This is a genomic window from Flavobacterium saliperosum (assembly GCF_900100625.1).
GTDB lineage: Bacteria > Bacteroidota > Bacteroidia > Flavobacteriales > Flavobacteriaceae > Flavobacterium > Flavobacterium saliperosum.
Genome location: NZ_FMTY01000004.1, coordinates 13,565 through 28,325, shown reverse-complemented (window position 1 = coordinate 28,325; position 14,761 = coordinate 13,565). Strand labels below are relative to the sequence as shown.

The following is a 14,761-nucleotide window of genomic DNA, read 5'->3' as shown; positions in this document are numbered from 1 at the left end:
TTGAACTTACTTCTTAAGTCATCAATCTGCAATCCGCAATCTGCAATCTGTATTTCCGGTTCCAAGTCGGAGACGAATCGCCTGTTGCTTTTGCAGGCACTGTATCCGAATATTATTTTGGAAAACAGTTCCAATTCCGATGATTCTGAAGTAATGACGAAAGCGTTGCAAAGTAATGATGAGATAAAGGATATTCATCATGCAGGAACCGCCATGCGTTTTCTCACCGCTTTTTATGCCATTCAGGAAGGGAAAGTTGTTATTCTGACGGGTTCTTCCCGAATGAAAGAACGCCCGATTACAATTCTGGTGGAAGCTTTACGACAATTGGATGCGGATATTACTTATGCTGAAAATGAAGGTTTTCCACCCTTGCGAATCACCGGAAAGAAAATCACCAAGCATAAAGTTACCTTGAAGGCCGATGTAAGCAGCCAGTATATTTCGGCTTTATTGCTAATCGCTCCAAAACTGGAAAACGGTTTGGAACTCACCTTGGAAGGGGAAATCACGTCCGTTCCTTATATCAAAATGACGTTGGCGTTGTTGGACGGGATTGGGGTAAAAACTTCTTTTGTTGGCAATACCATTACAGTGGCTCATGCCGAAGTCGTTGCCGAAGCGAAACCAATAATTGTCGAATCCGATTGGTCTTCCGCTTCCTATTTTTATTCGATTGTCGCTTTGTCCGATATCGGTACCGAAATTACCTTGTCCAGCTACAGGGAAAACAGTCTGCAAGGTGATAGTGCTTTGGCAGAAATTTATAAAAACTTCGGAGTAACCACTACTTTTGTTGGCAATTCCATCGTTTTAAAGAAAACCGTTTGTGAACTCCAAGTAATAACCTGCCATCTGAACGCGTCACCGGATATTGCCCAAACCATCGCAGTAACCTGCTTCGGATTGGGAATCGGATGCCGTTTAACCGGACTGCATACGCTGAAAATCAAAGAAACCGACCGTCTGGAAGCCTTGAAAAACGAGTTGGGCAAATTAGGGGCAAACGTTTCGGTAACCAACGACAGCTTAACCTTGGAACCTTCCTCTGAAATAAAAGAAAATATCAGAATCAAAACGTATCAGGACCACCGAATGGCGATGGCCTTTGCGCCTTTGGCTTTGCGTACGGACATTGTTATCGAAGCGGCCGAAGTCGTTTCCAAATCGTATCCTGATTTCTGGAAGGATTTAGAGGATATCGGTTTTCGGATGGCGAGGGTTTAGTTAGCGTTTCACAATCTGTACGTTGTCCAAAATCAGTTGTGCTTTGTCTGATGAAACGGGGATATGGATGTTGTTTTCCAATTCCAGACTGCCACCATCCGATTTGTTGAAGGCGACCACATGATCAAAATTAACCACATACGATTTGTGAACCCGCAGAAACCGGTTGTCGGAACACAGAATGTCTTCGAAGTTTTTCAGGTTTCGGCTTACCATCCGTTTGATGCCGTTACTGCAAAACACTTCCGAATAGGAACCTTCTCCTTTGATATACAATATTTTGGCAATGTCTAAAAAAATCAGACTGTTTCCGGAAGGAACCGCAATTTTGGTCAGGTTGTCCTGCTGCATGTTTTCCTTGAGGACTTTGTAGTTTTCCAGCTTGTGTTTTTGTTTTTCCAATCGTTTGACCGCATCGGCCAGTTCTTCGGGAACGATAGGCTTCAGCAAATAGTCTATCGCCGAAAATTTAAACGCCTGAATGGCATACTGATTATAGGCCGTTGTGAAGATAATGGAAAAATGCACTTCGTTTTCATCAAAAAAATCGAGCAATTCCAAACCGCTGTGCCCGGGCATTTCGATGTCGAGCAAAACCAAATCGGGTTGGTGTTTTCGGATGGCTTTGACACCTTCGGATAAATTCTCACATTCGGCAACCAACGTTATATTGGGACAATAGTCGGCCAGCAGTAAGGATAGGGTTACACGGGCTCTTTTTTCGTCGTCGATTAGTATTGCTTTCATATGTTTAAAATTTATTTAGTCCTAGTTGTCTATGTTATTTATTAGCGATTCATTTTTAATACGTTATTGGAATTTCGAATACCACAAGAGTGCCTGTGGGTTCGTTGTTCGTATTGGCTTTATCGGTGTATTGTATGGTAATGTTTTTACGGTTGAACTGATTTAACAAAGTTACCCGGTTTTGCATCGCTTCCGTGGCAAAAGAGTGGTGTTTTTTGTTTTTTATGGCGTTAAGTTCTTCGCTTTTTTGCCTTCCGATACCGTTATCGTCTATTGATATTTTTAAAACATCGTCTTCTTTTTCAAAACGTATCTGAAGGTGTTTTTTTCCTTTTTTGTGCAGTAATCCGTGTTTTACGGCGTTTTCCACATAGGGCTGCAGTAACATGGTTGGGATTTTGATATTATCGGCATCCACAGTGGTTCCGATTTTAATGTCGTAACTGAAATCGTCATCAAACCTTGCTTTCTCAATGTCGAGATACAATCCGAGTGTTTTCGCTTCTTCTGAAACGGAAAGGGTTTCTTTTTCAGTCATCTCCAAAATGGTTCGGGTCAGACTCGAAAATTTCGACAAATAGCTTACCGCCTGTTTTTTATCGTTGGATAGAATATAGGATTGAAGGGTGTTAAGTGCATTGTAGAAAAAATGCGGATTCATTTGGGATTTAATCGCTTTTAATTTCGACTGGTTGAGGTTTTTTTCCAGATTGACCTTTTCCAAAAGAAGCGCATTTCTTTTTTCAATTTTCAGAATCTGCCATTTGTAATAAGCATGAAGCAATAGCAACAGACCTAAGCCAAGAACCGATATTACAATGGGATTCAGCCAAATAGGGTTTTTTATGGTGAATTTGATTTTTTGAACAGGGCTATTGTCCTCTTCTCCGATTTTTAAATGTACGGTATACACATCGGGTGACAGTGCCGATAAAATTAAGCTTCGGGTGTTGTGGTCTAACTTATTCCAATTGCCATTGTTGATCTTGTAAAAGAACTCGTGTTTTTCATTTGGGATATAGGATAAAGCCGAGAAGTTTATTTTGATATTGTTTTCGTTATGCCGCAATTCGGGAATGTTCCCGGAAGCAATCGCCATATCATTGATCAGAATTTCGTCGATGATTAATTTGGGTTGTATCGAGGCTTTGTTTTTCTTCCGTTCCTTTACAATAATCCCTTTTGAGGAGGCAAAATAGAATTTATTGTCAATCAGTGAAATGTCGCTAATGTCGATATCCGGAGTTAGCGTTAGGATTTTTTGAAATTGCTCGGATACCAAATCGATTTCATAGATAGCGTTTGCGGCGTACAGATAGAGGTACTGTTTCTCCAAATCGATTTTCTCAATTTTTTCCCCTTCCATGGCTTTAGGTAATTGAAACAGTGTGATCTGGTTTGATGAAGTAATCACATACACTTTTTCGTTATTCGAAACCCCGTACAGATTGTTGCGGAAGCATTTTATACGGGTAAGATGAATCGTTTGGTTTTGGTATTTGATTTCTTTGGTTGCTTTTAGCGAACAGGCCATTAATCCGTTGTTGGTAGCATAATAAATGGTTTTGTTTGCCGGATTGTAGGCAGTGGATTTTCCGTTAGCATTTGGAACCAGGTAGGCTTGGTTGAAATTCGGTTCGAATTCCGTTTTGTTTTTCTCAAAAAGAGAATCCCACTCGCTGGTTTGGGTTTTATTCGCTGCAAAAATCCCCGATATGCCGCTGGCCGCATAACTGTAATATTTGGAATCAATGGGAGCGATGTCTTTTACGGCAAAGGCAATTTCGAATCGGACTTCTCTTTTAAAGGTTTTAAATTTTGAAGAAGTAAAAAACAACTGTTCGTTGGATTTGTCATAAGTCAGTTGGTACACGCTATGATTGCTGTTGCCCTTGTATGGTGAACTGATTTTATTGTTCCCCAATTCCATTTTATACAGCGCATCCTTATCGGTACCAATGAACAGATCGGTTTCCGAATGCGCCAAAACGATGGGCCTCGGGGTCATTTCGTATAATTTTGTATCAAAGTTTTCAATGAAATAGACACCATTATTTATTGTGGAGACCCAATGATTTTTCTGCTTATCCATGAAAACACTGGAAACGTTACTATCGTTAAAATACGTTTTGGAAGTATTGGTAACACGATCCAGCCGAATAACACCTTTGGTGGTACACAGCCAGTCGTTTTTTTCGGTTGAGGCCACATTTTGAATGAATTCTGTCGAAAAGGGGAACCGATTCTTTAAAAACGTTCCGTTTTGATAGAAGTAATAGTTATTTGAGTATTTGGAAGCGATAAACAATCCTTCCGAAGTGTTTTGTATGATAGGTGTGCCGATTTCTTCTTCAAAATTTTCAGGTAGCGGAATGGTGGTTTTGTTTCCGTTTTCATCAAAGGAATGCATTTCTTCGGCGAAAGCATAAAAGTAAGAGCCGTCACTGCAAGTGAATTTTAAGGTTTTGAACCCCAGCGGAATCGTTTTTATGATTTTCAGGGTTTTAAGGTCATAGATAATAAGACTTTTGGACTGGATAACGAATAATTTGTTTTTAAGGATACCGTATTTATAAAACCCCATGGAGACAGGTTGCTGTAAGGCGTGTAACTTTCCGTTTTCCACATAATACAAATACCCGTCGAAATTTTCATACCAGATTCTTCCGTAAGCATCCTCCGAAATGCAGGAGCCGGATTTTGAGGTTTGAAAATCTTCGGATACTGTTTTTACCATATTTCCGTCATAACGACATAAGCCTTTTCCGGTGGCAAACCACATGAACCCTTTGCTGTCCTGAAAAATATCGTATACACTGTTGGAAGGCAACCCCGACGATTTGTTGATTGTATGATAATACGGATTCTGACCGAAAGCCGATTCGAGAATGCATAAAAGGAATATCGTAATGAGTTGTTTCAAAAGGGAATACGTTTTTAACAAATGTATAAAATTACGCATCCATTTTACGAATGAGTTTGTGAAACCTGCATTGGAATTGTAAAAATAAGGAAGTTATGATTTGATGCCGAAATAGCAGTTTGAAAAACGATTGGTGTTTCTTGTTGGTTTCCGTAACGGTCGTTGCCACTGGTCAGCATACTGAAAACCATGACAAAACAAGGAAAAAGGGTGTTAAATAGAAACGTTAGGCTTTCGTTTTCAGCAGTGTAGGCAAGGGATGTTGAAAATAAACAGGGATTTACTTGACAACGCCTCTCTCGCGATAGTATATTTGCAGTCAATATTAAAACACGTAGAATGAAGTTATCCAATTTCAATTTTAATCTTCCGGCAGAACTTTTAGCCGAATATCCAGCAGAAAACAGAGACGAAGCCCGTTTAATGGTTGTGAACAGAAAAACACAAACCATAGAACACAAGTTGTTCAAAGATGTTTTGGAATATTTCGGAGAAGGCGATGTCATGGTTCTGAACAACACCAAAGTTTTCCCGGCACGTCTTTACGGAAATAAAGAAAAAACCGGTGCAAGAATCGAAGTGTTTTTGTTGAGAGAATTGAATGCGGAACAACGTCTTTGGGATGTATTGGTAGATCCGGCAAGAAAAATCCGTATCGGAAATAAATTATACTTCGGAGACGACGATTCGTTAGTGGCTGAAGTTATCGATAACACCACCTCACGCGGAAGAACCTTGCGTTTCCTATATGACGGTTCGTATGAAGAATTCAGAGCGAAATTATTAGAATTGGGCGAAACCCCGATTCCGAAATACATCAACCGTGAAGTGACTCCGGAAGATGCAGAACGTTACCAGACGATTTACGCGAAAGAAGAAGGAGCGGTGGCTGCACCAACAGCAGGTTTGCACTTCTCCAAACATTTAATGAAACGTCTTGAGATTAAAGGCGTGGAATTTGCCGAAGTAACCCTTCACGTAGGATTGGGAACGTTCAATCCGGTTGAAGTGGAAGATTTGTCAAAACACAAAATGGATTCCGAAGAATTGAAAATTTCTCAGGAAGCCTGTGATATCGTAAACAAAGCCAAAGTAAACAAGAAACGCGTTTGCGCTGTAGGAACCACTACGATGCGTGCGATGGAAAGTTCGGTTTCGTCTTCCAGAACCCTAAACGCTTTTGAAGGATGGACCAATAAATTCATCTTCCCTCCCTACGATTTTAGCGTTGCGGATTGCATGATTACGAATTTCCATACGCCAAAATCGACCTTGTTAATGATGATATCAGCATTCTGTGGTCACGATTTAATGCGTAAAGCGTATGATGAAGCGATTAAAGAAGGTTATAAATTCTATTCGTATGGTGATGCCATGCTGATTTTATAATCATAAGATAAATACTAAAAAAAAAAAGCGTTCGCCTAGGCGAACGCTTTTTTTATGGCTGGCTCTCAGCAAATTTCCTGAAGCTCTCCAGGTATTTCATGCTTTGCTTCTTAAACATGCCCGGCATCAGGAAGCCTAGAATTTTCATCATCAGATTATCGAACTGGAATTCATTCTCGGTAACATATCTTGTTTTGGTATCAGAAATCGGGATGAATTTGTTTTTGATGGTATTCAATGTTCCTTCCATTTCGTACGTTCCAGAAAACTCTTCCGGAAGGTTGCGTACAGTGACCGTCTCAATCATTTCCATTTCGCGTTTTCCCATTTTAAATTTCAAACGGGATTTGGCACCGGGTTGTCCGGGTTCGCCACTCAGGTGTTCGAAATGCTGTAATCCGTCCATCCACTTTTTTAAATTGTCGGGATTATCAAATAAAGCAATGACTTTGTCAACAGGCTGATTGATGTCAACTTCACATGTGTATTTCATAATTGAAATTTGGTTTAGAAGTCAAATATAATTAATCCACCTGATAAACCAATTTTACGGTAATATTTGCAGTTTTATTTTTTGAAGAGGTGTTGAAAGAACCGCCATAGGAGAAGTCTTCCGACGAATTCTGTCCCGTAATCTGAAAAACACCCATGTCTGATTTTTTCAGATTCCCCAAATCGGCACCCGCATTTTCTGCGATGCTTTTTGCTCTGGTTTGGGCATCTTTCGTGGCTTCGGCAATCATTTTTATTTTCAGTTCGGCCAGTTTCGTGTAATAATATTCCGGCGCATTGGAATAAAATTCGATTCCCGAATTAATCAGTTCGCTTGATTGTCTCGATATTTCTTCAATTTTATTCACGTTCTTTGACTGTATCGATACGTTTTGCGTAAGGGTAAATCCGGTAAAAACCTGTTCTCTCATGGTGCCGTTTTCATTGTAAGTGGTTTGGAAATCTTTATTGAAGTTTACTGCCGAAAACACAATTTCATCCGCACCAATTCCTTTGGAAGTCAAGTATTTCTTGATGTTTTCCCTGTCGGTGTCCAACGCGGCATAGGCTTCTTTCAGGGTAAAACTCTTTCTGGAAAAACTACCGCTCCATACTATCAGATCCGAAACAAAATCTTTTTTGCCCAAACCCGTTACGCTGATTGTGTCATTACTCTGGTTGCGTTTTTTAAACGCATCGGAAAACAAAAAAGCCGAAATAATTACGGCTAGAGCAATGATAATGGAATTGGCATTGGTTTTCATAACGAATAAGTTTTTAGGTGTTATAAATGTATGGAATATCGGTCTAATATTTGTTAACGTCAATTCCTATTTTTTCTTATTTTTACCCCCTATTTAAAAAACCAATCGATGAACTTCGAAAACACACGTGAATTTGCTCAACAACTCGACGCTAAGGACGAGCTACGAAAATACAGGGATGAATTCTTTTTTCCTCAGGTAAATGGGAAACAGGTAATTTACTTTACCGGAAACTCTCTGGGGCTGCAGCCTAAACGAACAAAAGCCTATGTGGATGAAATTATGACCGATTGGGCAAACCTTGCGGTTGAAGGGCATTTTTATGCCGACAAGCCCTGGTGGGATTACCACGAACGTTTTGCAGCGCCACTAAGCAAGATAGTAGGAGGAAAACCAAGTGAAATTACCGTAATGAATACGTTAACGGTAAATCTTCATTTGCTGATGGTTTCTTTTTACAGACCAACTGCCAAAAAATATAAAATCATTTGCGAAGAAAAAGCATTTCCAAGCGATCAGTATATGTTTCAGAGTCAGGTTAAGTTTCACGGACGGGATCCAAAAGACGCCATAGTGGAAATCAAACGCCGTGACGGAGAACACAATATCCGTCTGGAAGATGTTCTGGCTAAAATTGATGAGGTTGGTGAGGAATTGGCCCTGGTTTTAATAGGAGGCGTGAATTATTATACCGGACAGGTTTTTGATATGAAAACAATTACCGAAGCCGGACATAAATACGGAGCTTATGTGGGCTGGGATCTGGCACATGCCGCCGGGAATATTGCCCTGCAGCTACACGATTGGAATGTGGATTTTGCCGTTTGGTGCAGTTACAAATACATGAATTCGGGCCCGGGAAATGCTTCCGGATGTTTCATTCATGAAAAACATCACAATAATCCGGATTTGCCAAGATTCGCTGGCTGGTACGGTCATAATAAGGAAAGACGATTCAAGATGGAACCCGATTTCGATCCGGTACACGGCGCCGATGGTTGGCAAATCAGTAACTTACCGATATTGTCTTTGGCTCCTTATCTGGCATCGGTCGAAATGTTTGCCGAAGTGGGAATGGAGAAATTAATTGCCAAACGAAACCTGATTACAGCCTATTTGGAGTTTATCCTTCATGAAGTGGATAAAGACATTGAAGGTTCCGAATTCGAAGTGATTACACCGGCCAAACAAGAGGAGAGAGGTTGCCAGCTGTCTGTTTTTCTTCATGGTCAGGGAAGAGAACTGTTTGACTATCTGATGAAAAACGGAGTAATTACTGATTGGCGTGAACCCAATGTGATCCGTTTGGCACCGGCTCCGTTTTATTGTTCGTTTGAAGATATGTATGAGTTTGGTCAGATTCTTAAAAAAGGCATACTGAAATAATTTATTTGGTTGTTTTTTAGGCGTTTATGTTGCGGATAAAATTTTTTTTATTTTATTTGTGAGAACTTAACTAAAAAACAACCAAAAATGAAAAAAAAACTACTAAGTGTTGCGATTTTATTGCTCGGGTTTTCGTTTTTTTCGAACGCCCAAACATCCGATAAGGAACAGGCGGCAAGAGAATGGATCACATCCAATGTTAAAGAATTAAATCTTCACTCGGAAAGCGATTTGAACCTTCGATTTGTTCGAAAAAGCTTATCTGGTGAAACGCTGCGTTTTCAGCAAATGGTGAATGGTGTGCCAGTTTTTGACACCGAAATCGTAATTCACTTTTCTACAAACGGAGAGATTACCCATTCTGATTTGAATATCGATAAAAACGTAGCTTCCATAAGTACGACACCTCAAATTTCCAAGGAGCGTGCAGTCGAATTGTCAGATAAAGCCATTGAAGTTTCAGGAATGGTCACTTTTCAGGAGAGTAAGTTATTTGTTTACAATAAAACCGGAGTGACAAAATTGGTTTATCGGGTGGTAACGAATTTTGAGAACAAACCTGGAAGTTGGGAAGTAATTGTAGATGCGAATTCCGGAGAAATAATCAGTAACAAAGATATTGCAATATACTGTGGCAGCGAATGTGCCACTTCCCACAATCATACTTTTTCCTCTGATAAAAAGGAACAGAAATATTTTATCACCAATGAAAGCGCACAACCATTGGCTTTCGTTTCAGGTACCGGAATGGTTTTCAGTTCCGATCCTCTTTCCGTTGCCCGTGTTGGTTATTCCGGAAATTATGTGGATGGAAACGATGCGACAAACGCTTCTTTAGATGCTGCACGCTCAACAGTAACATTGCCTGAGATAGATTTAACAGGAGGTGTTTATACCTTGAAGAGTTCGTATGTCGAAATCAAAAACCTGGAAAACCCTAATAAGGGATTGTTTACCCAAGCAACAGCAGATTTTCTTTTCAACAGAAGTCAGGATGGTTTTGAAGCGACAAATGTTTTCTACCAAACCGACAACAGTCTGCGCTACATAAATGAAACATTGGGTATTGTGTGCCGACCGTTAACAAATTCCGGGATACTTTGGTTTGACCCGTCTGGGGTTAACGGAGCGGATAATTCCTATTATTCCAACGGAAGATTGGTGTTTGGAGAAGGTTGTGTGGATGATGGTGAGGATGGGGATGTTATCTGGCATGAGTTGGGACATGGTTTACACGATTGGATTACCGGAGGTTCATTGTCTCAGGTAAACGGATTGAGCGAAGGAAGCGGTGATTATTGGGCACAATCTCACAGTAGAGCTTTAGGTCAGTGGACTTCTTCGGATGCGGCATATCATTACATGTTTAACTGGGACGGACACAATGCGTGTTGGGGAGGAAGAACCACAAATTACGGAGCGGTTTATCCGGGTGGTTTAGTAAATCAAGTGCATACGGACGGTCAGATTTGGGCTACTGTTTTGATGAAAATTTGGGACGCCATTGGACGTGAGAAAACAGACAAAGCTTTCCTTGAAGGGTTGTCAATGACCAATAGTTCAACAAACCAGCAAAATGCTGCGATTGCTGTTCGTCAGGCAGCTATTGATATGAATTATCCTTGTGCAGACATAAAAACGATGACAGAAAAATTCACGGCAGCGGGTTATACAATGCCGGCCGTTACTTTGCGAATCAATTGTCCGGGGACACAAACCGTAACCGCTGATGGACTAGGTAATTATACCGTTCCGAGTTTCTCAAGTTTAGCGAATGCCATTAATCCAAATTGCGATGCCATAGTTACACAATCTCCAGCAGTCGGTGCTGTAGTTGGTGTTGGAACACATACCGTAACAATGACCGCTACTGGTGGGGGGACTGCAACATGTAATTTTAATTTGGTTGTTAATCAAAACTTAGGTACAAATGATTTCGTTAAGAATTTATTTGTTGTGTATCCAAACCCTGCTGCTACTTCCATCACGATTAAAGGTGAAAATTTTGAAAATGAAGAGGTTGAAATCTACAATATGTTAGGACAAAAAGTAATGCAGCGTTCCTTAATTACTAATGAATCGACTCTTGATGTCTCTAAATTAGCCAATGGGGTTTATACTTTGTATTTTGTAAATGCTAAAGTTTCAAACAAGTTCGTAAAACAGTAAAGCTTTAAAATAATAAATCAGAAAGCCGGACAAATCGTTCGGCTTTTTTTATGAAATCGCCGTTAACAACAGGTTTGCGTATGCAAACACCAATAAATAAAAGCGATAACATATATGATTGCTGAAAAATACATTTTACATATATGAAATAAAGTATCTTTGCTATTCGAAATTATGCAGTTAATATATCATGACAAAAGAACAAATTTTAGAGAATTTTGATCCTTCTCAACCGGGATTGGCAGACGCGACCGTTTTCGGATTGCCGTTTTCTGCAGACCAAAGTGAAATTATTGTAATTCCGGTGCCATGGGAAGTAACGGTAAGCTACGGAGCCGGCGCGTCAGAAGGGCCTGAAGCCATTATGGAAGCCTCTTTTCAGGTGGATTTGAATCATCAGGAATTTCCCGAATTATGGAAACTTGGAATTTATATGGACGAAGCTCCGGAACACTGGAATAAGAATTCTCATAAATTCAAAGGCTTGGCACAACCTATTATTGAAGCTTTGGAAGCTGGTGAAGACGTATCGACGTTCCCGGCATTACAATCCGATTTAGACAAGATTAATAAGGCGTGTGCAGCAATGAATGAAGAAGTGAAAAACCGCACGCTTCATTGGATGAATCAAGGCAAGAAAGTGGCGCTTTTAGGAGGAGATCACAGTACGCCCCTTGGTTATTATCAGGCATTGGCAACAAAGCATGAGAACTTCGGTATTCTGCATTTGGATGCACACATGGATTTACGTATCGCTTATGAAGGATTTACGTATTCCCATGCTTCCATTATGTACAATGCGTTGCAAATTCCGCAGATTTCCAAAATCGTTCAGGTGGGAATCCGTGATTTCTGCGAACAGGAAGTGGAAGTGGCGTTGAAAGACCGTGTTTTGGTGCATACGGATATGGATTTGAAACAGGAAACCTTCGAAGGAAAAACATGGGAAGCCCAATGTGATCGAATTATCGCATCCTTACCGGAAAAAGTGTGCGTTTCATTTGATATCGACGGAATGTATCCTTGGTATTGTCCTAATACGGGTACGCCGGTTCCGGGAGGTTTCTCATATGAACAAGCGGCCTATTTGTTAAGTCGTCTGGCAGAAACCAACAAGGAAATTATTGGATTTGATTTGGTGGAAGTCGCTCCGGGTGATGATGATTGGGATGGAAATGTAGGTGCCAGAATGTTATTTCACATGTGTGGCGTTTTTGCGAAATCCCAAAAGATGAAGGTCGGACAAAAAATAAAATTCAACCGATAATACTACGAAAAGGCGAGCTGATAAGGTTCGCCTTTTTTATGACCTTAAAAAAATGTAATTATTTCCGGAAATTTTATAACAAGCTTAAAAGCTATTGGTGCTTACTTTGTATAGTAATTTTAAAGCAAACGGTTATGAATAAGATAGTGGCATTCGGAATGGTTTTCTTGGCAATGGTATCGTGTAAAGAGATCCAGAAAGAAAATCAGGAACTGACAAGCAAAACGGCTGTTATCGATTCGATGAAACTGGAAATGGAAAAACAACGCATCATCGACTCGGTAAAAATGGCGGAGAACAGTAAAAAAGAGGCTGTGGTGGTCAACACTACCGATTCGCAATCCAATCCAACCGCAGCGCCCCGAAAAAAAATGAGTGGTGCCGCTAAAGGAGCATTAATTGGTGCGGGCGTTGGTGCAGTAACCGGAGCGATTGTCAGTGATAAAAAGACGGAAGGAGCAATTATCGGTGGGGTTGCGGGTGCCGGAGTGGGTGCCGGTACAGGGGCAATCATCGATGAGATTAAGAAAAAATAAATACAATGGTGTTTTTTGAAAGTGCGTCAGTGAATGGCGCACTTTTTTTGTTTTATCGGTAACCATTGTTTTTCAAAAGCAAATAAATACAAAAAGAATCGCACATTCATTGAAAAAACATAAATTTGTAAAAAGTTAATTCCGCAATGCAAACTCCCCAAAAAATAGCCGTAGTCGGTTCCGGATTAGTAGGAACGCTATTGGCAATTTACCTCAAGAAAGCAGGTCACACCGTTCACGTTTACGACAGGAGTCCCGATATTCGTAACGTAGCTTTCTCAGGCCGTTCCATCAATCTGGTAATGTCCGACAGGGGCTGGAGAACCTTACAGGAAATCGGTTTGGATGAAGAGATTAAAAAAATCGGAATCCCGGTGGATAAGCGGGCGATTCACATGCTGGGCAACGAATTGAGTTACCAGCACTACGGAAAAGACGGCGAAGCTATTTTTTCATTGTCAAGAGGTGTGCTGAATCGTAAAATGGTGGACTTGGCAGAAGCGGCCGGAGTGGAATTTTTCTTCAATAAAAAAGTGTGGGATGTTACTTTGGCTACCGCTACTTTGCATGAAGGTGATACCGAAAGAGGCGAGTGGGAAGAGCTGGATTACGACATTGTTTTTGGTGCCGATGGTGCTTTTTCAAGAGTACGTCACCGTATGCAGCGTCAGAGCATGTTCAATTATTCGCAGGATTTTATTCGCGTGGGTTATAAAGAACTGCATATTCCCGCAAACGCAGACGGGACCCATAAAATCGATAAAAATTCGTTGCACATTTGGCCCAGAGGCGAATTCATGCTGATGGGGTTGGCCAATCCGGATGGAACATTTACCTGTACCCTTTTCATGCCGCACGAAGGCGAGAATTCTTTTGAAAAACTGAAAGATAAGGACACCTTAATTGCCTTTTTTGCCAAACATTTCCCGGACACCAAAGAAGTTATTCCGGATTTGGTGGAAGATTTCTTCAAAAACCCAACCAGTTATCTAGTAACCATGAAATGCTATCCTTGGACCTATGAGGATAAAGTGGCGTTAATAGGGGATGCGGCTCATGCCATTGTGCCTTTTTACGGTCACGGAATGAACGCCGGTTTTGAAGACATTACCATTTTGAATCAAATGATGGAAAAATATGGCGACGATTGGAACACCATTTTCAAAGAATATCAGGAATCCCGAAAACCCAATGCCGATGCCATAGCCGAACTTTCCTATCGCAACTTTATGGAAATGAGTTCGAAAACGGCAGACGCGAAATTCCACCTGCAGAAAAAAATCGAAAAATGGTTCTCAGGCAAACATCCTGACAAATGGGTGCCGTTGTACAGTCGCGTAACGTTCAGTCACCAGCCGTATTCGGAAGCACTGGCGGAAGGCGATAAACAGAACCGTATCATGGAAGAAATTCTGAGCATGGAAAGTATCGAACAGATTTGGGATACCGAAGTGGTGGAACAAAGAATTCTGGAATTACTTAGAAAATAAATTCTCTATTCGTCCTCCCGATGAACTAAATCCATACTGAAAGCCGGTGTACAAACCGCGATATACTCACAAGGTTCGTCAAACGGATTGGAATATTGTACCCTTACGTTTTTCTCAATTTTTATGGACTGACCGGTTTCTAAAACCACGGTTTCCCCTTCAATGATAAATTGTTTTTTCCCTTTGATGATATAGGTGTATTCGTCGAATTCCGGCGTTTGAAACGGTTCGCTCCACCCCGGAGGCGCAATCATGTGAGCGATTGAAATCGCTTTGTTGTTTGTTGTTGCCAATCCGTGGTGTTCTTCAATCAGTTTGCCATCGGTAGTAGGAACCACAAAAGGTGCGTTTTGAATAAAATAGTTTTTCAT

12 protein-coding genes are annotated in these 14,761 nt (G+C 40.7%); 7 read left to right on the top strand and 5 right to left on the bottom strand.

Features of this window, described 5'->3' with window-relative positions; genetic code table 11:
* The gene (locus BLQ05_RS08745) at window positions 1–1,227 is read left to right on the top strand and encodes a 3-phosphoshikimate 1-carboxyvinyltransferase (RefSeq protein ID WP_023575930.1); all 1,227 of its coding nucleotides are present in this window, start codon (window positions 1–3) and stop codon (window positions 1,225–1,227) included.
* Here the strand turns inward: BLQ05_RS08745 and BLQ05_RS08740 are convergent, their stop codons facing one another.
* Together BLQ05_RS08740 and BLQ05_RS08735 are read right to left on the bottom strand one after the other, a co-directional pair.
* Window positions 1,228–1,974: a LytR/AlgR family response regulator transcription factor gene (locus BLQ05_RS08740; protein WP_023575929.1), complete on the bottom strand. Its 747-nt coding sequence runs from the start codon at window positions 1,972–1,974 to the stop codon at window positions 1,228–1,230.
* Window positions 1,975–2,029: 55 nt separating this feature from the next.
* Window positions 2,030–4,936: a sensor histidine kinase gene (locus BLQ05_RS08735; protein ID WP_023575928.1), complete on the bottom strand. Its 2,907-nt coding sequence runs from the start codon at window positions 4,934–4,936 to the stop codon at window positions 2,030–2,032.
* 300 nt (window positions 4,937–5,236) lie between these two features.
* Here BLQ05_RS08735 and queA point away from each other — a divergent pair, with 300 nt between their 5' ends.
* Window positions 5,237–6,286: a tRNA preQ1(34) S-adenosylmethionine ribosyltransferase-isomerase QueA gene (gene queA, locus BLQ05_RS08730; RefSeq protein WP_023575926.1), complete on the top strand. Its 1,050-nt coding sequence runs from the start codon at window positions 5,237–5,239 to the stop codon at window positions 6,284–6,286.
* A gap of 52 nt (window positions 6,287–6,338) precedes the next feature.
* On the opposite strand, the gene BLQ05_RS08725 is transcribed toward queA, so the two are convergent.
* Both BLQ05_RS08725 and BLQ05_RS08720 read right to left on the bottom strand, forming a co-directional pair.
* Window positions 6,339–6,779, bottom strand: a complete 441-nt coding sequence (locus BLQ05_RS08725) for an SRPBCC family protein (RefSeq protein WP_023575925.1) — start codon at window positions 6,777–6,779, stop codon at window positions 6,339–6,341.
* Between the two features lie 31 nt (window positions 6,780–6,810).
* A complete protein-coding gene (locus tag BLQ05_RS08720; protein ID WP_074460119.1) occupies window positions 6,811–7,542 on the bottom strand; it encodes an SIMPL domain-containing protein in 732 nt (243 codons plus the stop codon).
* A 108-nt stretch (window positions 7,543–7,650) separates the two neighbouring features.
* Here BLQ05_RS08720 and kynU point away from each other — a divergent pair, with 108 nt between their 5' ends.
* The 5 genes from kynU (at window position 7,651) to BLQ05_RS08695 (ending at window position 14,390) form a co-directional block, all read left to right on the top strand.
* A complete protein-coding gene (kynU, locus tag BLQ05_RS08715; protein ID WP_023575924.1) occupies window positions 7,651–8,928 on the top strand; it encodes a kynureninase in 1,278 nt (425 codons plus the stop codon).
* A gap of 87 nt (window positions 8,929–9,015) precedes the next feature.
* Entirely contained in the window at window positions 9,016–11,097 is a 2,082-nt protein-coding gene (locus tag BLQ05_RS08710; protein ID WP_074460118.1) for a T9SS type A sorting domain-containing protein, read from the top strand.
* Between the two features lie 190 nt (window positions 11,098–11,287).
* Window positions 11,288–12,364, top strand: a complete 1,077-nt coding sequence (locus tag BLQ05_RS08705; protein WP_143000936.1) for an agmatinase family protein — start codon at window positions 11,288–11,290, stop codon at window positions 12,362–12,364.
* Between the two features lie 134 nt (window positions 12,365–12,498).
* Window positions 12,499–12,900 (top strand): glycine zipper family protein, encoded by a 402-nt coding sequence (locus tag BLQ05_RS08700; protein WP_023575921.1) that lies wholly within the window; start codon window positions 12,499–12,501, stop codon window positions 12,898–12,900.
* Between the two features lie 146 nt (window positions 12,901–13,046).
* Complete coding sequence (locus tag BLQ05_RS08695; RefSeq protein WP_074460116.1) at window positions 13,047–14,390, top strand: FAD-dependent oxidoreductase; 1,344 nt, start codon at window positions 13,047–13,049, stop codon at window positions 14,388–14,390.
* Between the two features lie 5 nt (window positions 14,391–14,395).
* On the opposite strand, the gene BLQ05_RS08690 is transcribed toward BLQ05_RS08695, so the two are convergent.
* Window positions 14,396–14,761, bottom strand: a complete 366-nt coding sequence (locus BLQ05_RS08690) for a cupin domain-containing protein (protein WP_023575919.1) — start codon at window positions 14,759–14,761, stop codon at window positions 14,396–14,398.

Excerpts from the sequence above, each read along its gene's own strand:
- BLQ05_RS08740 (WP_023575929.1), bottom strand. The coding sequence starts at position 1,974 with ATGAAAGCAATACTAATCGACGACGAAAAAAGAGCCCGTGTAACCCTA.
- BLQ05_RS08735 (WP_023575928.1), bottom strand. The coding sequence starts at position 4,936 with ATGCGTAATTTTATACATTTGTTAAAAACGTATTCCCTTTTGAAACAA.
- queA (WP_023575926.1), top strand. The coding sequence starts at position 5,237 with ATGAAGTTATCCAATTTCAATTTTAATCTTCCGGCAGAACTTTTAGCC.
- BLQ05_RS08725 (WP_023575925.1), bottom strand. The coding sequence starts at position 6,779 with ATGAAATACACATGTGAAGTTGACATCAATCAGCCTGTTGACAAAGTC.
- BLQ05_RS08720 (WP_074460119.1), bottom strand. The coding sequence starts at position 7,542 with ATGAAAACCAATGCCAATTCCATTATCATTGCTCTAGCCGTAATTATT.
- kynU (WP_023575924.1), top strand. The coding sequence starts at position 7,651 with ATGAACTTCGAAAACACACGTGAATTTGCTCAACAACTCGACGCTAAG.
- BLQ05_RS08710 (WP_074460118.1), top strand. The coding sequence starts at position 9,016 with ATGAAAAAAAAACTACTAAGTGTTGCGATTTTATTGCTCGGGTTTTCG.
- BLQ05_RS08705 (WP_143000936.1), top strand. The coding sequence starts at position 11,288 with ATGACAAAAGAACAAATTTTAGAGAATTTTGATCCTTCTCAACCGGGA.
- BLQ05_RS08700 (WP_023575921.1), top strand. The coding sequence starts at position 12,499 with ATGAATAAGATAGTGGCATTCGGAATGGTTTTCTTGGCAATGGTATCG.
- BLQ05_RS08695 (WP_074460116.1), top strand. The coding sequence starts at position 13,047 with ATGCAAACTCCCCAAAAAATAGCCGTAGTCGGTTCCGGATTAGTAGGA.
- BLQ05_RS08690 (WP_023575919.1), bottom strand. The coding sequence starts at position 14,761 with ATGAAAAACTATTTTATTCAAAACGCACCTTTTGTGGTTCCTACTACC.